The sequence below is a fragment of the Paenibacillus sp. J2L1-98 genome, assembly GCF_056269405.1.
On record NZ_JBWDNW010000010.1, the window covers coordinates 32,876 to 52,012 of the forward strand.

The 19,137-nt window shown below is 46.5% G+C and carries 19 protein-coding genes and 2 pseudogenes; 3 read left to right on the forward strand and 18 right to left on the reverse strand.

Translation table 11 applies throughout. The features are described from left to right. Positions 1 to 100: 100 nt before the first annotated feature. The 3 genes from AC0YNZ_RS18390 to AC0YNZ_RS18400 all read right to left on the reverse strand — a co-directional run bounded on the left by AC0YNZ_RS18390 (position 101) and on the right by AC0YNZ_RS18400 (position 2,414). On the reverse strand, positions 101 to 604 hold the full coding sequence (locus AC0YNZ_RS18390) for a ferritin (RefSeq protein ID WP_475828000.1): 504 nt from the start codon (positions 602 to 604) through the stop codon (positions 101 to 103). Between the two features lie 95 nt (positions 605 to 699). Then, the gene (locus tag AC0YNZ_RS18395) at positions 700 to 921 is read right to left on the reverse strand and encodes a DUF1450 domain-containing protein (protein WP_110773373.1); all 222 of its coding nucleotides are present in this window, start codon (positions 919 to 921) and stop codon (positions 700 to 702) included. 68 nt (positions 922 to 989) lie between these two features. After that, positions 990 to 2,414 carry a S41 family peptidase gene (locus tag AC0YNZ_RS18400; RefSeq protein ID WP_475828001.1) on the reverse strand — a complete coding sequence of 475 codons (1,425 nt, stop codon included), beginning with the start codon at positions 2,412 to 2,414 and terminating at the stop codon, positions 990 to 992. A 175-nt stretch (positions 2,415 to 2,589) separates the two neighbouring features. On the opposite strand from AC0YNZ_RS18400, the gene AC0YNZ_RS18405 reads away from it, so the two are divergent. Together AC0YNZ_RS18405 and AC0YNZ_RS18410 are read left to right on the forward strand one after the other, a co-directional pair. After that, on the forward strand, positions 2,590 to 3,396 hold the full coding sequence (locus AC0YNZ_RS18405; protein WP_475828002.1) for a Cof-type HAD-IIB family hydrolase: 807 nt from the start codon (positions 2,590 to 2,592) through the stop codon (positions 3,394 to 3,396). Between the two features lie 84 nt (positions 3,397 to 3,480). Next, positions 3,481 to 3,672: a cysteine-rich CWC family protein gene (locus tag AC0YNZ_RS18410; RefSeq protein ID WP_475828003.1), complete on the forward strand. Its 192-nt coding sequence runs from the start codon at positions 3,481 to 3,483 to the stop codon at positions 3,670 to 3,672. On the opposite strand, the gene AC0YNZ_RS18415 is transcribed toward AC0YNZ_RS18410, so the two are convergent. The 11 genes and pseudogenes from AC0YNZ_RS18415 to AC0YNZ_RS18465 all read right to left on the reverse strand — a co-directional run. After that, positions 3,662 to 4,186, reverse strand: a complete 525-nt coding sequence (locus AC0YNZ_RS18415) for a phage tail protein (protein ID WP_475828004.1) — start codon at positions 4,184 to 4,186, stop codon at positions 3,662 to 3,664. The genes AC0YNZ_RS18410 and AC0YNZ_RS18415 overlap by 11 nt on opposite strands. A 20-nt stretch (positions 4,187 to 4,206) precedes the next feature. Further along, a complete protein-coding gene (locus AC0YNZ_RS18420) occupies positions 4,207 to 4,710 on the reverse strand; it encodes a phage tail protein (RefSeq protein ID WP_475828005.1) in 504 nt (167 codons plus the stop codon). A gap of 12 nt (positions 4,711 to 4,722) precedes the next feature. Further along, positions 4,723 to 5,241, reverse strand: a complete 519-nt coding sequence (locus AC0YNZ_RS18425) for a phage tail protein (protein ID WP_475828006.1) — start codon at positions 5,239 to 5,241, stop codon at positions 4,723 to 4,725. Between the two features lie 194 nt (positions 5,242 to 5,435). After that, positions 5,436 to 8,681 carry an S-layer homology domain-containing protein gene (locus tag AC0YNZ_RS18430; RefSeq protein WP_475828007.1) on the reverse strand — a complete coding sequence of 1,082 codons (3,246 nt, stop codon included), beginning with the start codon at positions 8,679 to 8,681 and terminating at the stop codon, positions 5,436 to 5,438. A 287-nt stretch (positions 8,682 to 8,968) separates the two neighbouring features. Continuing rightward, the gene (gene fur, locus AC0YNZ_RS18435) at positions 8,969 to 9,427 is read right to left on the reverse strand and encodes a ferric iron uptake transcriptional regulator (RefSeq protein ID WP_475828117.1); all 459 of its coding nucleotides are present in this window, start codon (positions 9,425 to 9,427) and stop codon (positions 8,969 to 8,971) included. Positions 9,428 to 9,652: 225 nt separating this feature from the next. Further along, positions 9,653 to 10,435 (reverse strand): SDR family NAD(P)-dependent oxidoreductase, encoded by a 783-nt coding sequence (locus AC0YNZ_RS18440; RefSeq protein WP_475828008.1) that lies wholly within the window; start codon positions 10,433 to 10,435, stop codon positions 9,653 to 9,655. 29 nt (positions 10,436 to 10,464) lie between these two features. Beyond that, positions 10,465 to 10,875: a DUF4265 domain-containing protein gene (locus tag AC0YNZ_RS18445; protein ID WP_110773382.1), complete on the reverse strand. Its 411-nt coding sequence runs from the start codon at positions 10,873 to 10,875 to the stop codon at positions 10,465 to 10,467. Between the two features lie 37 nt (positions 10,876 to 10,912). Further along, a complete protein-coding gene (locus AC0YNZ_RS18450) occupies positions 10,913 to 11,209 on the reverse strand; it encodes an antibiotic biosynthesis monooxygenase family protein (RefSeq protein WP_475828009.1) in 297 nt (98 codons plus the stop codon). A 250-nt stretch (positions 11,210 to 11,459) separates the two neighbouring features. Next, positions 11,460 to 13,550: a transglycosylase domain-containing protein gene (locus AC0YNZ_RS18455; protein WP_475828010.1), complete on the reverse strand. Its 2,091-nt coding sequence runs from the start codon at positions 13,548 to 13,550 to the stop codon at positions 11,460 to 11,462. 151 nt (positions 13,551 to 13,701) lie between these two features. Further along, the gene (locus tag AC0YNZ_RS18460) at positions 13,702 to 13,938 is read right to left on the reverse strand and encodes a hypothetical protein (protein WP_475828011.1); all 237 of its coding nucleotides are present in this window, start codon (positions 13,936 to 13,938) and stop codon (positions 13,702 to 13,704) included. Between the two features lie 208 nt (positions 13,939 to 14,146). Beyond that, positions 14,147 to 14,266 (reverse strand): annotated as a pseudogene (locus tag AC0YNZ_RS18465) (low temperature requirement protein A); the annotation flags it as partial. Between the two features lie 830 nt (positions 14,267 to 15,096). Between AC0YNZ_RS18465 and AC0YNZ_RS18470 the strand changes: the two are divergent. After that, positions 15,097 to 15,690, forward strand: coding sequence for a hydrolase (locus tag AC0YNZ_RS18470; protein ID WP_475828118.1), 594 nt, complete (start codon positions 15,097 to 15,099; stop codon positions 15,688 to 15,690). 109 nt (positions 15,691 to 15,799) lie between these two features. On the opposite strand, the gene AC0YNZ_RS18475 is transcribed toward AC0YNZ_RS18470, so the two are convergent. The 4 genes and pseudogenes from AC0YNZ_RS18475 to AC0YNZ_RS18490 all read right to left on the reverse strand — a co-directional run bounded on the left by AC0YNZ_RS18475 (position 15,800) and on the right by AC0YNZ_RS18490 (position 19,060). Next, positions 15,800 to 16,228: an isochorismatase family protein gene (locus AC0YNZ_RS18475; RefSeq protein ID WP_475828119.1), complete on the reverse strand. Its 429-nt coding sequence runs from the start codon at positions 16,226 to 16,228 to the stop codon at positions 15,800 to 15,802. 60 nt (positions 16,229 to 16,288) lie between these two features. Further along, positions 16,289 to 16,900, reverse strand: a complete 612-nt coding sequence (cdaS, locus tag AC0YNZ_RS18480) for a sporulation-specific diadenylate cyclase CdaS (RefSeq protein WP_475828012.1) — start codon at positions 16,898 to 16,900, stop codon at positions 16,289 to 16,291. Positions 16,901 to 16,989: 89 nt separating this feature from the next. Continuing rightward, a pseudogene (locus AC0YNZ_RS18485) lies at positions 16,990 to 17,223 on the reverse strand (NAD(P)H:quinone oxidoreductase, type IV); the annotation flags it as partial. Between the two features lie 238 nt (positions 17,224 to 17,461). Continuing rightward, entirely contained in the window at positions 17,462 to 19,060 is a 1,599-nt protein-coding gene (locus tag AC0YNZ_RS18490) for an extracellular solute-binding protein (protein ID WP_475828013.1), read from the reverse strand. Positions 19,061 to 19,137: the final 77 nt, after the last annotated feature.

Consider the following 19,137-nt stretch of genomic DNA (forward strand, 5'->3'; position numbering starts at 1 on the left):
TCAACGCCTTTGCAGGATGAGAAAGAGGCCGTTCACTTGGTAGAAAGATCTACTAAGTGAACGGCCTCTTCGTTATTTGCTATTTAAGAACTGATTCGATTTACATCGCCGGAGGCGTGAAAGTGCGCCCGGCAAACTCTGCATCAAGCATATAGAATGCATTGCTGTCCTTGTCGATACGCTTCAGCTTATGAATGATGCTGTCGAACAGCGCTTCTTCTTCAACCTGCTCATCGATAAACCATTTCAGAAAGTTAATCGTCGCGTGCTCTCGATCGTTGATCGCCAGATCGGATAAATTGTAGAAGCGTTTCGTATTTTGCTGCTCATGCCCGTAGCCTTGCTCGAACGTGTCAAGAATGGACGTGTAATCGTTATTTGGCTCCCCTAGAGCGGAAAGCGTCGCACGACGGCCACGGTCGTTCAAAAACTTGTATATTTTCATTGCATGAAACCGTTCTTCCTCTGCTTGTACAATAAAGAAGTTAGCAAAACCATCAAGACTCTCACCTGAACAATACGCTGCCATTGCAAGATACACATGCGCAGAATAAAATTCAAAATTCATCTGTTCATTCAACGCTTCTGCTAGTCCATCATTCATGCTCGTGCACCTCAGCTTTCCTAGATTGTATTTATTCTAACATAAAAATAAAGAACGGCAAATGCCGTTCTTGTAAATGTATCCATATTTAATAACTAGCCGATCATTTTCTTTAATCGCTTGTAGAGCTTCTCTGCAGACGGCGCGCTTACCGTCTTCGACTTAATGACGACAAAGCACTCTAGCTTACAGGTTTTGCAATCGCCGAGACAATCGCTTTTCTTCTGCTTAATATCCGGATATCGATTTTTCATTGCCTTATAAATCGGCTCTAAACCATTCTTTAAATTCCTTTTGCAATACTTGATCTTCTTCATCCGACTCACCCCGCAGCGCAACGAAGTATTTGCTTTCAATTAAATGATAATGATTATCATCCCCGTTGTCAACTACGATTTTTAAGAACTTCAATTCCTTTTTGCAGCTGGCTGTCCTCGCGTCCAAGCTTCTCGCGAAGCCGCTCCAGCAGCTGGTAGCCTGTCTTATCATTAAAGCTGCCCGTAGCTTCCAGTTTCTCCGCTGACTGGAATTTGCTTAATGCTTCGGCAGTCTGCTTGTCGAACATGCCTTGCTGACCTGTAGGCGTGTAACCGAGCTCTTTCAGCATCAGCTGAAGCGTCTTTACATCCTCGCCATAGCTTCCAACCTTCATATCCGTTCCAATCGCAAGCGGCCTTAGCTGCGTGTACGCAGGAAGCGTAACCGTAATATCCGGGGAAACGCCTGTTTTGTTAATCCATGTGCCTCCCGGCGTCTTCCACTGCGCTTCCGTTAGGCTTAAGACAGAGCCGTCCTTAAATTGATTAAAGGCTTGAACGACGCCCTTGCCATATGTCTTCTCTCCGATGACCTCAGCCCCTGCCGATTCTTTCAAGGCAGCTGTCAGCACTTCGCTTGCGCTGGCAGATTGTCCGTTTACGAGCACCGCAATCGGTACCGTCCATTCCTTCTCCTGCTTCGACTTGTAGGTAATCGTTTGACGCTCATTTTTGTACACGACATTCAAAATAACTTTATTCTTCGGAATAAGCGTGCTCGCAATTTTAATGGTCGGCGCAAGCAGGCCTCCGGGATTAGAACGCATATCGAGCAGCAGGCCCTTAAGCGGCTTCTTCTCCTGCAGCTCGGTGAGCGCAGCAGCAAATTCATCCGCTGTTTTTTCGGCAAAACGGCTGATCGTTACATGACCGATTCCGCCTTCCAGCAGCTCGGACGTCACGGTATGGATCGGAATCGCTTCCCGCTTTAACGTTAGAGTGATCGGCTCGGTTTGATTCGGCCTCTGAACCTGCAGCGAGACGGATGTTCCTTCTTCGCCTCTAATGATCCCCAGAAGCTCCTCAAACGTTTTGCCGCTCAGCTTCTGATTATCTACCGAGATAATGATATCGCCCGGCAGCAAGCCTCCTCGTTCGGCAGGAGCGCCTTTCGTTAGCCCGCTGATTACGAACTGTCCTTCCTCCTCGCGAATTTCCGCGCCGATCCCGTAAATTTGACCTTCATAGGACTCTGTATAAGCGTTCCCTTTTTCCTCGGCCAAATAACGGGAATAAGGGTCTTCAAGCGAGGCGACCATACCTTCCGCCGCTCCGTTAATAAGCTTTTTCGGCTCAGCGCCGTTCAAATAATCATCGATAATTTTGTTGTAGGATACCGTAAATTGCTGGAATGCCGGTTCCTTCAGCATAGGATACCGGTAACTCATCCATAGCAGCCCCAATGCGAAGCCTACGGCTGTAAACAATACAACGCCCAGCGCACAGAAGGTCAGAAATCGTTTTTTTGCAGCCGCTGATGTAAAATCGTTCATCTGTTCATCTCCTCAAAAGTTTTACGAAGTAGAACTTACATCGTAATCATAACCAAGTTTTGTGTTATAAAACTTAACTTAAAAGCTAGCGTTTAGTCTTGTATGTGTGGATCATTTTAGCTACAATCAACCTAATCTTAACTTTAGAGAGCTGGAGAGGAGCTTCACTGCTAGTATGTATAAACTTATCGCTATTGATGTTGACGACACCTTATTAACAGATGACCTAACCGTAACGGAAGGCACCAAGCGTGCGATGGAGGCTGCCATTGCGCAGGGGGTAACCGTAACGCTCGCAACCGGCCGCATGTTTGCTTCTGCCCGGAAGATCGCCAAACAAATTGAACTCAATGTTCCTATTATTACTTATCAAGGCGCCCTCGTCAAAACGCTGCTCGACGGACAAGTTTTATATGAGAGAAACGTACCTATCGATGCGGCTAAGGAGATTCACGCCTTCGCAGAAGCGAACGGTCTTCATCTGCAGCTTTATGTGGATGACGAGCTGTATGGTACAGAGGATAACGATAAAATAAAAGCGTATTCCAAGCTTTCCAATATTCCGTACAAGATCGAGCCCGACTTCAACAAGTTGCTGGACTTTCCAATGAACAAATTGCTTATGATCGACGAACCGTCCCGTCTCGACGAAATAGCCGAGCAGCTAAAGCCGCTTGTCGGCGATCGCGTGCACATTACGAAGTCGAAGGCGCATTATTTGGAGTTCATGCACAAAGAAGGCACCAAGGGACACGCCCTTCGATTTATGGCCGAGCATCTCGGCTGTACGATGGACCAAACGATCGCTTTCGGCGATGCGTGGAACGACAACGAAATGATTCTCGCGGCCGGTCTTGGCGTAGCGATGGGCAACGCGATTCAATCGCTGAAGGACATCGCAGACTATGTCACGCTATCTAACAATGAGGAAGGCGTACGCCACGTCATCGAGAAATTTGTGCTGCAGCCGTCCGCAGAATAGCCCCGCCGCACGATAAAACATGCAAAACAGCCCTTCCGCCAGCAGCGAAAGGGCTGTTTCTTTAAGAAAAGGAGCGTATAGACTATGCATTGTCCGATATGCAATCAACCGAATGAGTGCGGCATTCAAGCTGTTCAAGAGAATGGTGCGGATTGCTGGTGCTTTCATGAAACGTTTCCGAAGGAGCTTCTTCAACAAATCCCGATAAATAAACGCGGCAAAGCTTGTATTTGCAAGCGCTGCTTGCTAGCATATGAGGCCTCGCTCAAGGCCTAGATGGATATTCGCCCGTAAGAGCAATAATAAAGTTTAGACCTAAATAGGGCTGCCGATTGTTATGAGGCATGCTTTGACCGGCTGCGCCAATCGCTTGCGGGCTCATCTGTAGAGCAGGTGTAGTGCCATAAACAGTCGGGACACCCCGTCCTTGAGCAAGTCCGGCCCATATTGCATTTGCAGGAGAGCTTGCATTACCGACTGCTACAGCCGCAGGGGCATGATTGTGCAGCGGGATGTCGTTGACTGTCAAGGTCACATTCGCGCTTCCGCCCGCTTCACCTAGAATGTGCTCGCTAAGACCAAATCCTTCACCCTGCTGCATTGGCGCCATTCCCGTCATATCAGGCAGAGCGAAAGTAGATTTCCCATCGCCGCCGTACACGGTACCCAATAACGAAAACAAGGCCGTATTTTGGGCGATCGGCAGCAGTTGTCCATTACAAAATGCCCAGCCTGCCGGAGCAAAGTTTCCTGCAAAAATACGAATCTCGCCAATATACGTATCAACCATATTTATGCCTCCCTGCTTTTCTAATTACGAGACGGAAAAATACCATTAATGCAAATACAGTAATTTAACGATAAATACGGCTGCATATTGGAATGCGCCTGGCTTCCGCCAGATGGGGAGAGCGCATTCGGACTCATGCTCGTGTCTGCCGTTGTTGTATAGGATCCGCTGTTAAGACCCGGTATACCCCATGCGTGACCGATTGGCGAATATTCAGTGGCTGGCTGCTCATTGCCTTGCGCAAAATGATGATGAGCGGGCAGCTCACTGACCGTTAACGTATGAGCCTCTTCCCCGCCGCTTTCGCCCAAGCTTATGCCATTGCCTAAATGAACCGGCGCTCTTCCTCTTAAGTCAGGCAGCGCAAACGTCGTTATCCCGTCTCCGCCGTAGGTAGTTCCTAAAATAGAAAATAATGCTTGATATTGATTAATGGGTAAAATCTGACCCGTGCAAGTCATCCAATCTTTCGGAGCAAAAGTGAAGCCGAACAGCCTTACATCGCCAATAAATGCTTCAGGCATCTTTATTCCTCCTTAGCTCTGTGATGGGAATATACCGGTGAGCGCAATAATGAAATTGATAGGCAGGGAAGGCATCATATTGTCATGAGGCTGGCTTCCGCCGGTGGGCGTAATCGATTGCAAATTCATCTGGCCTTCCGGTACAGCAGTCGAATAAATATTTCTGGAGGTTTGCGCCGCCCATACGGCTGCATTGGGGGAAGACTGTGTTCCTCCGGCATTCGAAGCATACACGGGATGCGTATGAGCGGGGAGCTCATTGACCGAAATCGCGGCACTCTCTGTTCCTCCCTGCTGTCCTGCTGCATAGGTTGTCCCTGTTTGCGGGCTTGTGCCTTGGCCAATAGGTATCCGGCTGACCAAATTTGGCAGAGCAAAGGTCGTCTGCCCATCGCCTCCATATGTTGTGCCAAGCAAAGCGAATAACGCGTCGTTCTCTGAAATGGATAGAAGAGCGCCATTACAAAGAGCCCAGCCCTGTGGTGCAAAATTGCCTGCAAACATGCGAATTTCTCCAAGATATGGATCCATTGCATAATCCCCTTTCCTATTTAAAGTCAGCATCTATAAGTAATCGGCGGTGAGCTTTAACCGATAACTTCGTTCTTGCCGCCTTTCCAGCATGTTTGGCGGAATTGTCACGCCGCATCGATAACGTTAGAGGCAGGCCCGCATGCGAGCCTGCTCCCCAAACCTCTTAATGAGCGTCGTTCCCATTCATCTCCTTAGATGAATTGACCTGTTTGGAGCAGCCTCACGACCACAGCTGCCAGCTGCTCCCTTGTCATTGATTCCGACGGATGAAGCCGGTTGTTGCTTCCGTTGACAATTCCGAGCAGCACACTAAGCCGAACTGAAGCCGCAGACCAACTGTGCAGCTCATCACGATCCTCGAAGGACGCAAGACCCGCATCGAGCTCCGCTTGCGTGAAACTTGGCTCCAGCTCCATCAGACTGAAAGCGCGGGCTAAAATAACCATTGCTTCCTCTCGGGTGATGCCTGCGTTCGGATGAAATGATCCATCAGCGTAACCGCTGATCAAGCCATACCCGGAAGCTGCTGTCAAGGCTCCAGCACACCAGCTGCCCTCGCTTACATCCGTGAATAAGTTATTCTCTGGCTCTTTATATAAACCGAGTGCTCTTGTAATAACAGCCGTAAACTCTGCGCGGGTTACGCTTCTTTTCGGCTCAAACTTCTTATCTCCCGTCCCTTGTATAATAAGACGCGCCGCTAATTCTTCGATATAAGGTTTAGACCAGCCGCTTGCATCCTTGAATGTTTTCTCGAAATAGATAAGCGTAAATACTCCATTTGCAAAGCTGTGTACATGGATCGCCAATTGCCCGTCCGTATTGCTGAGCTTCGTCGGAACATGTACCAGCTTGCCGTTTGGCAGCAGCAGCACAGCCGTTTTCGGTTTTTTTCCTTTCAGCTCCTCGTCACCGTAAGAGATCGTAATGTAGCCCTTAACCGATGGCAATTGAACTCTCGCACTGCCACTCTGGAAGTAGAGCTGATAGCTCTTAGGCGTAACCAATAACGTATATCCTTTATTTTCCGCGAGCTTTTTCAGCTTAACGGCTGCAGCAGCATCCGCTTTGATAATTTCAATTTTCAACTGCGCATTTGCGTCATTCCAATCGCGCAGCACCCCTCGGACCGCTGATAAAGATAGTCCATACCCCGTTCCGCTAACGATGAGCTTCACCGTGATTTTACTGTTATTAAGCTGCTTAATCAGCTCCAAATCCATTGCGAGCTCAACATTCTCAATAGTAGAACCGACTTCAATCGTTAACTCATTATCTTTCACATTTTTAATGATCTCCGTTAATTTTTCGCCAACCAGCGAAACAACGGCTACTTGCTCCCCATCCTTTACAGTAACCTCAGTTTTCACGCCTGATGTAACGATAAGCCCTTCGATTTTAACCGGAACAATCGTTGAGCCTTCGCACCCGCATCCGCTGCTTGGAGGTTTGCGGTTCACGATTGTGACAGTTGCCACGTTTGAATCCGCCTGGCCGTCATTCGCTTTGTACGTAAAGGTCACGTCTTCGTAATAACCGGCTTCCGGTTCAAAGCTAAAATTTCCGGTTGCGGAATTCAACGTAAGTTTGCCTTTGCCGGGCTGATCAACGATGGTAAAAGTAATGGGATCTGCATCCGCGTCAGAAGCCGCTAGCCGGTCTTCAATCTTTGCTCCCGCCATCGTAGAATAAGTAACATTTTGCACGGCGGGCTCATCATTCACAGCTGCAATCGAGAGCCGCAATATTGCCGTATCCGCCGCTGAGATTGTATTCGCCGCAGCGGTCCATTCGAAGCTGGCTTCGCCATTCCAGTCTTTAGGAGAAATAAAATGAAGATAAGAAATATCAAGTGCAGTCATCGTATCGTTTGCCAAAACATCGGTGCCGCTAAGCTGCAGCTTACCGTTTGCGGGAAGCGTCAAAATCGTTATTTCATCCAGCGGCGTGCCATCCGCATTGGTAAATAAGAAATCGCTTCCGCTAAATAAGAACGGTGCGTCCTCCGATCCATTCACATTGCTGTCATTTACTGCTGGTACTGATCGATAGATGATTTTATCCGATACTTTTCTCGTATTGCCGGCCGCATCCTTCAATTCCAAATAAACGTTCTTCTCTCCAAAACCTGCCGGAAGCTTCCAGTTTACTGAGGAAACGGCTTTCCAATCGTTCCAGCTCAATCCATCATCGGACAATCGCATTTCAACCTCACTAGCGTCTGCAGCGTTTATTGTCAAACTTACATCCGCATCAATCGTCGTCGCATCGTTGTCGTTAATAACAATGCTTCCATCCGGCAGCGTCTTATCGATCGTAAACGCGACCGTTGTGACATGCCCCAGATTATCCGTCACGATGAGCGAGTACGATCCTTCAGCACTAATCGTTGTACCGTTTGTGAACGCGTTCCCGTTCAATGTTGCCGTGCCTTCGTCAAATGCAGGGGTAACGTCATCGTTCGTCACTTCTCCATTAGCGATCCCTGTCACGACAGGAGCCGTTGTATCCAAAATAATGGTATCGCTGAAGATTGCCGTATTGCCGCCCTCATCGGTCAGCCTCATATATACGGTCTTGCTGCCGTCTCCAGCCGATAAGCTCCATGCTTTAGCGCCATTGAATGGCGCTTTTGCGCTCCAATCCACATTGTTATTCGAAAATTCGATATCAACATCGTCATTCTCCGGATCGGAATATGTTAAGCCAAGCGTTACACTTGTGCTGTTCGTGTAATCATCTCCGCTATTTATTTGAATCGTCCCGGTTGGCGGCTGATTTGGGGCATACACATATTGCAGATACGGACGTCCGCTGTCGCCGCTCTCTTGATCATCCAACATGATTATGTTTTGTTTGACGCCCGCAGCGCCGGAGTTGGTATCCACCACGGTTGGTCCTGTTAAAATAAAAGAGGCCTGTTGATCCAAGACACCAAGCTGGGTTTTGATAAACGGAGTGACATCATATTCTAATAAAAGCCCGCTGCTTGAGCCTAAAAAATCAAAGGATTTTTTTTCTAAAAAGTCAGCTGCAGGATTGTACGTCGGTAAATCACTTAAGAGCGTTCCAGCCTCGCTCCAGCTATCCGTACTGGATCGATACACATTAATATAAGGATCCACACTCGAATTCGTCCGCGATACATAACCATTAAGAATAGGAATAACGAGTTTGACCGATTCCAGACTTTTATTCGCGTCTATTCCGGCAAGCGAATAATGCAGGTACGTCGTATGCTCTCCATATCCCGAGTCATAGCCAACATAATTTTTCAAATCTTCCCCATCATAAACGCTGGAGCCGTCATAAAACTTATCCTTGGTTGGATAAATAAAGGGCTCTGCTGCTGCACTTACAGCCGGTGCTGCGATCATCTGCTGCAGCAGCATGATAACAAGGGACGAAATCAATGCCACGGCCAAAAACTTCCTCATAAATACCTCCTCTTTTCGTTGAAATATGACTATTTTCATTCAAAAAAAGCGAAGAATCGACAAAATCCACATTTTACCATGAATGCGCTCGCAACAAATACTTTAACATAAATTGTTTATTTGAAAAGCTTTATTTTGAAAGCGCTAACCTGCTGCTTCTGCTTGATGGACATGATTCCGTTCGCGCCTACAGACAAAAAAAAGAACATTCAACTTGAATGCTCCTGCATATGCTTCAATAAAGCGCGATTCTATAAGCAAGCAAATTAGATGGAATTTTTCATTTTTCAAGATACGGCTTTACGCGACCGTTTGCATTCACCCTTGCTGCATGACTGATAGGTCCCTGTAAAATCAAGCCGATGGTCCGTCACCTTAAAGCCAAACTCCCGTTCAATCCGCTGCTCGATCTCGAGCAGCCAATCCTCTTTTATTTCCGTGAGCGAGCCGCATTCATCGCATATGAGATGATGATGCATATGCTCATGATCCTCGTCGCGAAGATCATAGCGGGCTACGCCGTCTCCAAAATTCATCTTCGCTACGACATGAAGCTCAGCCAGCAGCTCGAGCGTTCGGTATACGGTAGCCAGACCGATCTCGGAATATTTTTGCTTTACGAGCATGAACACACCTTCTGCGCTCAAGTGATCCGTTTCGTTCTCGAGCAGTACTCGTAATATAATTTCACGTTGAGTCGTCAGTTTGTATCCGTTCGCCATCAATTGCCGATTTATTCGGTCCATTTCTGCCGTGATATTTAACACGCTGGGATACCTCCTCATATTGAAAAGCCAGTACATGAATACTATTCCATTTTTGTAAAGGCTTACTTTTAGAATGATTATAATCTAATGGTAGTATACTTTTGCGAATTTAGCAAATCCCTAATAAAGAAGTAAAGCTCCCGGCAAACATCCGTGCGATACGGCCGCTTGCAAGGAGCTTCTATTGACTAATACTGCAGTGATTTAAAGCACCGCTGAAATACCGCCGTCAATGTTAACGGAGGTTCCCGTCACGAACGATGCCGCCTCGGAAACGAGGAAGCCAATGACATTGGCCGCTTCCCGCGCATTGCCTATCCGCCCAAGCGGTATGCCATGACGCGCGTCGGCCGCGAATTCATCCCAGCTAAGATCGGGGGCACTCACTTTCCACATCCGCTCAATTTGTGCGCTGCGAATGAGCCCGATGCATACCGCATTTACGCGTATACGGTCAGCAGCCAGATCCTTGCTCATCGCTTTGGTGAGCGCAAGCCCTGCCGCACGGCTAACGGAGGTTGGCAGCGATGAAGCGCCGGGCGTTTTTCCTCCGACCGCAGTTACATTGACGATAGCTCCGCCGCCAGCTTGACGCATATGAGGCAGCACCGCGCGCGAAAATTGAACGGCTCCGAACAGCTTCAAATCAAGGTCCGCCGTCCAAGCATCCGTCTCAACGTGCTCGAAGGGACGAGCTGCAGACGTACCCGCATTATTAACGAGTATGTTGACGCCTCCAAAGCGCGCCACTGTCTCCGCAACCGCCCGTGCGGCCTCCTCCGGCCTCGATACGTCAGCACTAATTGCCAAAGCCTCTTTACCTGTTTGCTCCTTGATTTGCTCCGCCGATCTGCGCAGCGACTCTGTCTCCCTGGCGACGATTGCAACCTCAGCGCCTTCAGAAGCCAGCAGCAATGCCGTTGCCAGTCCAATCCCCTTGCTTCCGCCCGTTATAATCGCTACCTTTCCTTTCAACCCCAGCTCCATCGTATGATTCGCCCCATTCTGCCCGCTGCTTATTTTTGAACCGTTGCTATAACTTTTTGCACTTCATCGTTAATATCGACCGCCGTATCCGCAGGTAAATTCACGATAAAGATACCTCCGAATACTTGCTGGGACTTGCCCTGCCAATTACGGATTTTATTTTTCAAAATTTTCAGCTCCACCGAATAAATGACTTCTTTGCTAAGCAGCCAGTTATGTCTGGTGAACCTTGATTTTTCAATCGTTTCTATGTATAAGGAAACATCGTTAGACGGTTTTACACGGATAACGTCTCCGAAAGCAACGTTTTCCGTAAAAACAGGATTTTCCTCAATTCTATAAATATCATCATCCAATTGAATAACATCTAATACTTCAACCTCTCGGCCAACACCATCGAAGCAGAGATGCAGTTCTATAAAATCTTGAATGCTCTTCACCCTCTATGCCTATTATCTATTTCATTCCTGAAACCCGCTAGCCCAGATCCACATTGGTATAATGCTCCACGGTAGGAAACGGATCGTAGAAGTGATGAAGCAGGCTCTTCCATTCCAAATATTCCGCCGATCCCCGAAAGCCCTCTGTATGATCCTTCAGCGTTTCCCATCTCACAAGCAATATGTATTTGCTTTCTTCTTCTATACATTTCTGAAGCTCGTGGCAAATGTAGCCCTTCATGCTGGAAATGATAGCCGAGGCCTTCTTGAAATTATGCTCAAATTCATCAGACATTCCCTGTTTAACCTGCAATACAGCAACTTCCAAAATCATTTGACCAGTCCTTTCATACCAATCTAGCATAAACGAATTGCCAAAAAAACACCATATGCGATCCTGTATTTCCGTCGTATGGCCGAATTTATGATTTACGGTTGATTATATTACTGCTTCCAGGTAAGTAAAAATGTCCGCCAAATAAAACGGCTATCCTGCAATACTGCAGGATAGCCGTAATCCGAAACAAGAAACAGGAATATTTCTGCATTTGTGCAGCATAACATCTCAAGCCTGCTTTAATCTTTTAATCATCGTTTTTGTTATCTTTGCCGCGGTGATTGCCTTTTCCTTTTTCTGAGTCGTCATGCTTCTTTCTGTCTTTCTTCTCTTCTTTTTCTCTTTCTTTCTGCTCCTTTCTATCCTCCTTCTCTTTGTCTCTGTCACTCTCTTTATTCGATTGATCGTTAGAGCTCCCTTTATTCCCCTTATCCTTCTTATTTGGCAAAAGATTTGGAGCCTTTGGAAACGGCATCACCGGTTCATCCTTTAAAGCCTCTGCCAATAACGCATGGAACACGACAGCCGCAGCCTTGGAGCTCGTGGACAAATAATGGCTGCTGTCGCTTTGGTCATAGCCTAGCCATACCGCGCCTACAAGCTGAGGCGTATAGCCGACAAACCAGTTATCCTTCGCGCTGTAGCCTGACGTTCCCAGCATTTGCGTCGTACCGGATTTACCGGCAAGCGGGCGGCCCTCAAGCGCGGCAGCGACACCCGTTCCCTCCTTAATGACACCCTCCAGCATGGACGTCATCGTTCGCGCAATGGCAGGCTCCGTTACCTTCTCGCTGCCCGAGTCCTTCTCGAATTCAGCCAGCACTGTGCCGTCAGCGGATTCAATGCGGGTAATGGCGTGCGCATGCATGCGTACGCCGTCATTCGCGAATACGCCGAAGGCCTCGGCCATATGCAGCGGCGATACGCCTTCATGAAGACCGCCAAGCGCAAGTCCCAGCGTACGATCCTGCTCCGTCAACGGAATGCCGAACCGTTCTGCAGCATCGATCCCTTTATCGATCCCCATCTCATTTAACAATTTCACAGCCGGTATGTTGTAAGAGTTAATTAACGCATCATACAGCGACACCCGTCCGTGATAGGAGCCGTCCGCGTTCTGAGGCTCATAGCCGTTAATGCTGATCGGTTCATCATCTACTTCATCGCTTGGCTTATAACCAAGCTCCAATGCAGGTGTATAAACGGCGATCGGCTTGATCGTTGAGCCCGGCTGGCGCTTCAGCTGTGTCGCCCGATTAAAGCCTCTGAACGGCTGCTCCCCTCTTCCGCCCACAAGCGCCCTTATTCCGCCATCGCGCGGATCGACAAGGACAGCACCGCTTTGGATGAGCTGGTCTGCCGCGCTATCCGGAAACAGCTCTTCCTGAGCATAAACCTTCTCTGCCGACTGCTGCATTTTCGTATCCAATTCCGTATAAATCCGCAGTCCGCCCTGCAGCACTTCATTTTCCGTCAGACCGTACTGCGCCATAGCCTCCCGAATGATCTGATCCACATAATAAGGATAGTTGATGTCATCTACCCGGTTAGGCTTCGAGCTTAACAATTGAATCGGCTCACGAAGAGCCTTATTGTAAGTATCCTCGCTAATCAACGATTGATCCTTCATTAGCTGAAGGACGACATCCCGTCTTTCGCGAGCCTTGTCCATATGCTTGTAGGGAGTAAGGGCGGACGGCGCCTTTATTAAACCGGCGAGCAGAGCCGCCTCCGCTACCGTAAGCTGCTTTGGCTGCTTGCCGAAATAGGTTTGCGCCGCCCTCTCAATTCCCCATGCGCCTTCGCCGTAATAAATTTGATTAAGGTACATGCCCATAATTTCCCGCTTGCTGTAGTTCTCCTCAATCTTCTTCGCGAGAAGCACCTCGTTCCACTTCCTCGACCAGGTCCGCTCATGCGACAAAAAAACGTTTTTGGCCAGCTGCTGCGTAATCGTGCTGCCGCCCTGTACCGTACCGCCTGACGTGATATTCTTTAAAAAAGCACGTCCGATCGCCCGCATATCCATTCCATCATGCTCAAAATACCGCCTGTCTTCCACCGCAACTACGGCATCCACCATATGCTTCGGTATTTCCTCATATCCAATTTCTTCAATTTTATTGAATGAAATCCGTGTAGCTTCCGTTCCGCTCTGATCATACAAGATCGTCGCTGCCGGCAGTGGCACATCCAGCTGTCCAATATCCTGCGCGCCGACCAGTATGCGAAAGGTGATCCATGCGCCAAGGAAAGCAACGATGAGCAAAGCTGCAGCTGCGAGCAATATGCTTTTTGCCTTTTTTCTTTTCACTTTTAAAGCTTGAGTGGTTCTCATCCGTATTCCCCCATAATCTTGCTTCTCTAATTTCTACACTATTCGCAGAAAAATACGATTTTTAGTACGTGCGGTTCAGTTGCCACTTTTTTGCATAAAAAAATGCCGGGGAACAGCTGTCTGCTCCCCGGCATCTTTTTGACCTATTTGGTTAAGCCTGCATATCGGAATGATGATGACTGTCGTAAGCTTCGGGCTTAAGAGGAGTGAAAACCGTCCGCTTGTTCAAAAATTGCTGATACTGAATCCTTGCAATTTCGTCGTCCGGGTATGCTTCCAAATAAATTTCCAGCTCCGCTATCGTTTGTTCAATCTCAAATAGAACGTCCCTGCTGCCGCCGCCGCTTTTCTCCGGGTTCACCCGCAATTGCTCCCATGGTTTGTTCAAATTATCTGCCTCCTGCCGCCCTATTCTATTGTTTTGCAAAAATTACGCTAGACCTGCAACATAGGGCTTCATTACCTAATATATTCAGAGCGGCTATAAACAGAACCTGCAATGCGAAAAAAATTTGCGCAACAATTACATCCCCATCACTTATTGGAACGCTTTGCATTGCTTACGCTCATTCTTCTTGGTGAACCCGCAGCGTGCATCGCCTCGAAACGATATCTTGGCCAAATCGATTATTAAAGAGGGTTTGTCCCACCCATGCCCACCAGATTGGAATGAATATTAAAACAAATTTAGTTAAATGTTCAACCGGAATAGTTCCATGAATATTTTGAAAATATTGAAAGGAAAGTGAGTAAGGATATACAAACTGCCGGCCAAACGATTATTTATGGCCATGATTCTTCAACTGTTCTTTGTTTTAATTATGACAGCAATCCTGTCCGTTAATTTTGATCATTTCTATATTCCCTTCTTTGTAGGCTATATTTTCAGTGGTATTGTCATTCCGCATACCGACTTGGCTTGCTAAATTTAATAACATGAGGTATCCAAGCTCGAATGTCCTCCACATTTTTTAATTCAATTTCAGTATTGCGAGTGATTAGTGTACTAGCTGTTTTTCAGTTAAGTGATTGGACCATGCCTTCTATTTTGTTTGTGGAATCATTGGATGTTTTATAGCGTTGGACTTGGTTTTTCATATGCCTAATTATGCAATCATTGGAGAAATGATGGTATTTTTTATCGTATACGCGAAATTAACGATTTGAGTTTTTTATTAGTTTGAATAACTTACTCCCGGCGTTGCAGTTGGAGTTAAGCCGCTAAGAATAAGACGTCCTTCCAATAGTTAGTAACTAACCAATAGGTTAGTTAATTAATTTATTTACTTTACTTACTTTTTTATGATAAGATAAAAGTAAGTCGGCCGACTAATACAACTTTGAAGGAGCTTATCACATGAAATTCCAACTCGTTAAAAAATTAGCAACTGGTGCACTCACTCTTACTATCCTTTCTTCAGTAGCGGGTTTTGTTGTAGCCAATGGAAATTCAGCAGAATCTAACACGGTTAATGCAGCAACGAAAACTGTACAGGCGTCACCTGTAGCAGCAAAGCAACTTTTAACACCTGATAATCATTCCTTGATGCTAATTGACCACCAGCCACAAATGGCTTTTGCGGTTAAATCTCATTCTGTGGAGCTAGTTCGTAATAATACAGTAGCACTTGCTAAAGCGGCTAAAGAATTCAACGTTCCAACGATTTTGACGACTGTAGCATCTAAAACTTTCAGTGGACCGATTTTCCCGGAAGTTCAAGCGGTGTTTCCTGACCAAGTACCAATCGATCGCACAACGATGAACCCGTGGGAAGACAAAAATGTTACGGATAAAGTAAACAGTTTTCACAAACAAAAAATTGTAATGGCTGGTCTTTGGACAGAAGTTTGCTTGGTGGATCCAGTGCTTTCCGCACTTGATCAAGGCTTTGAAGTTTACTTCATATCCGATGCCTCTGGCGGCGTGAGTCAAGAAGCTCATGATATGGCTGTTGAACGTATGATCCAAGCTGGTGCGAAACCAATGACTTGGTTGCAATACATGCTTGAGCTGCAACGCGATTGGAAAAACCAGGAGCATTATAAACAAGTTCTTGCAATTGCTCAAGAGCACGCTGGTGCTTACGGATTGGGCGCCTTCTATGCAGCAGAAATGTTCAATGCTCAAGAAGGTAAATAATTATAGATTTAAATGTAAAAAGGTTGAGCAAGGGATTACACTTGCTCAACCTTTTTACGTCGAAATGACTCTCATTGAAAAGGAACGGATAGGACGAGTGCTTGAATGCTTATTTACTGCCTTCTTTTGCCCCGAACATCTCACCCGCATAAAGGACACCCAAACCATAAGCGCCACCGTGATCTTTTGCTATAGTGAGTACATCATTATAGGTTTTTTGATTTTCCAAATCGCGTTGCATTTCAAGCAAATACTGCAGCCAAGTGATTGGAACGGCGCCAGCCTGTACCATACGTTGAACAGCCATTTCATGCGCTTCAGTGGTTACACCGCCAGACGCATCTGTAATAACGTATACTTGGTAGCCCGCGTCAATCGCGGATAGAACTGGATCAACAACACACACTTCAGTCCAAAGGCCCGCTATGACAAGTTTCTTTTTCCCGAAGCTGTTGACTTTATCCACTACCCGCTGGTCTTCCCATGCATTCATGGTTGTACGGTCAATTGGTGCTTGATCAGGAAAGACTTTCTGAATTTGTTGTTTAGAAGGGTGGTACTATTCAAGGACTTTATTCCCATACTGGAAGTATTTTAGTCAGGAAAGTGTGAAAGGATAAAGCTTGCCGTCCAAGCAAAAGGATGCTTTCCCTGTTTCTTCTGACACGATAAGGATTAACGCATCCGTACGCTCCGACATTCCAATCGCTGCACGGTGGCGGGTACCCATCTTTTCATTGCCGTATGATTTTTCGGTAAGGGGGAGAATATTAGCTGCAGACACGATAATATCGTGATGAATCAAGACTGCGCCATCGTGTAATGGGCTGCCGGTAACGAAGATGGATTCCACCAGTGAACTGGATATTGCCGCTGAAAGAGGAATACCCGGGGTAATCCATTTATCTATAGGATCTTCTCTTTGAATGACGATGAGAGCTCCTTGCCGTTTTAGACTCAGATGGCTTATGGCTTGAGAGATCTCATTATATTTATTCGAATAAGGAGCCAAAAAACAGCTTAGATAATAAGTCGAGGCCAGCGTGCCGGTATTCGAAAACGTTTTAGCTATGCTTTCGATTTCATTAAGAAGGCAAGTATTTTCTTCATCGAGGGTGGAAATGATCTGATTAATGTTTTCGGAGATGGTTATTAACTGCTCTTTTAATTTCAGTCTTAAAGGCGAGAAGTCACACTCCGTATGTTCCATCTGTTCAATCTCCTCTTCCGCAAGTAACAAAATAGGGTTGCTTCACAGTCAAGAAGACCGTGAAACAACCTCATTTTTGTTCTCAGCATTTATACACCTTTCTTTACCCATTCAGCAACTGTTACGGTACGTTTCGCCTGATGCTTAACGGCGTCCTGAACATTCTCGATCATTTTTCCGTTCTGGTCTACGGTGACGCTTGTCCCATAAGGATTCCCTCCGGAGCCAAATATAACAGGATCCGTATAACCTGGCGCTGCAACAATTGCGCCCCAGTGATACATCGACGTATAAAGGGAGAGAATGGTTTGCAGCCCATTGGGCCATTCGATAATTAGTCCCGGTTTAGCTGTAATAAATAACCGCGAGGTTAACATATGACATAGGTTTAATCTCCTCCGATGAAGTTCTTCCAAAGATTTTTTTCAGTAAACTCATTGTTATTAATCACCACCAAAAGTATTATTTCGTCCTGGAAGAAATCTATGCATTCAATGCTTTGCTTTTGATAAGCGAATAATGCTCCAGCCTCTCGTTTCAGATAAAGAAATAATACGAATGTTACTTCACCGCGTCACGCTCTGCAAGCACTTTGGTTACTTCATCCGTTACTTCTTGTCCGCCGGATCTTAACCAATCCATTTTGAATTTATCAAAATCTTTTTCCGTGTTCGCTTCGCCTGTGATGGCCATAATCACATAAGTGTCCTGTAAAGTCTTTAGATTTCCCCAATATTTTGCTTTGCTGTTCAACACAGCAGGACCAAGAATGTCAAACATCGATGTTACACCGGCATTAAGCTTTTCTTTTAACGCAATCAGCTCAGGCTTCAAAGTATGCTTTGTCATGGAAACGTCTACCGAGTTAAGCGGATTGTAGAAGGCTCCCGCGCCCATTTTATAGGCAGCAACCGCCTCATCCGTTTTCGCTATAGCTAAATCGCCTTCCATACCATAGCTGACGCCCAGTTGTCCAAAATTCGTTAACAAAAATCCTTCGGAATTTGTTGAGACATATTCCAGCAGCTGTAATATTTTAATCCGCTTCTTTTCATCCTTTTCCAATTGAGCGCCTAACAGTACCGGAGCCTGGCGGGCGCCGTAAGCGAATGCTTTCGCATCGCCGTTTGGTCCGGTAACAGGTTTTCCTGCGATTACTGTCAACCCTTTTTCCAAGGCTGGTCTTGTAATGTAGCCTGATCCCTTGTCAAAATTGCCCCACTTCATATTGTCGACCAATCCGATTTTTTGGTCCATAAATTTTCCGTTAAGCTCAATATTATCAGCTGTAATGAATTCAGGGTCGATTAGTCCGGATTTGTACCATTTACTCAAAAGCATCAAAGCAGTACGAGTTTCTTCTGTGATACCGCCATATACAACTTTACCGGCAGCATCCCATTTAAACTGATACGGAGATACGCCGTAAGCCGAGAATACTATAGTGAACAATTGCTCCGTCAGCTTGCCTCTTCCTGACATACCGAATGTATCCTTCTTGCCGTTGCCGTCAGGATCGTTATGGACGAATTTAGTCAGAACATCCTCAAGCTCCGCGATCGTCTTCGGCGGTTCGGTATAACCGACAGCCTTCAGCCATGCCTCGTTATAGCCTGGTAAAAAGCCGTCCAGACCGCCCGGCCACACCTTTGGAATGCCCCAGTTTTTCCCATTATAAAGACCCACTCCCCATGCTCCCTCATCAACCGAGTTTAGAGCTGCTGTAAAGTTAGGCATATAAGTTGCGATTTCTTCCGGGGATATGCTGGCGATGATGCCTTGATCCGCCCATTGAACCATGTCCGTTTCATTTGCATCAATTGGAAAAATATCAGGAATGTCTCCCGAAGCCAGTAAAACGGTAAATTTTTCCTTCCAAGTGGCGCGTTCCAATTTGACATTTTTAATTTTGATATTGAATTTTTCCTCTAATTGCTTCTGTACATAGTTACCGTCTGCTTCTGGAGGATTGAAGTTGTTCGCAATCGTAATTTCGATTGGCTCTTCTTTTCCTTCCGTCCTTGAAGTGCTCTCCGCGGCATTTTCCGTGTTGCCGTTGTTACTCTTCTTACTGTTGCTGCCGCTGCAGCCTGCTACGGCTAATGACATCGATAAGACGACGGAAGTCATGACTAACCATAGTTTCTTTTTGTTTCTCACTTCTATTCTCCCTTTGTTTATCCATACTATATTGTCCGTCTTATTTGGATAATCTTTGCCTGCCTCAATCGATTCCC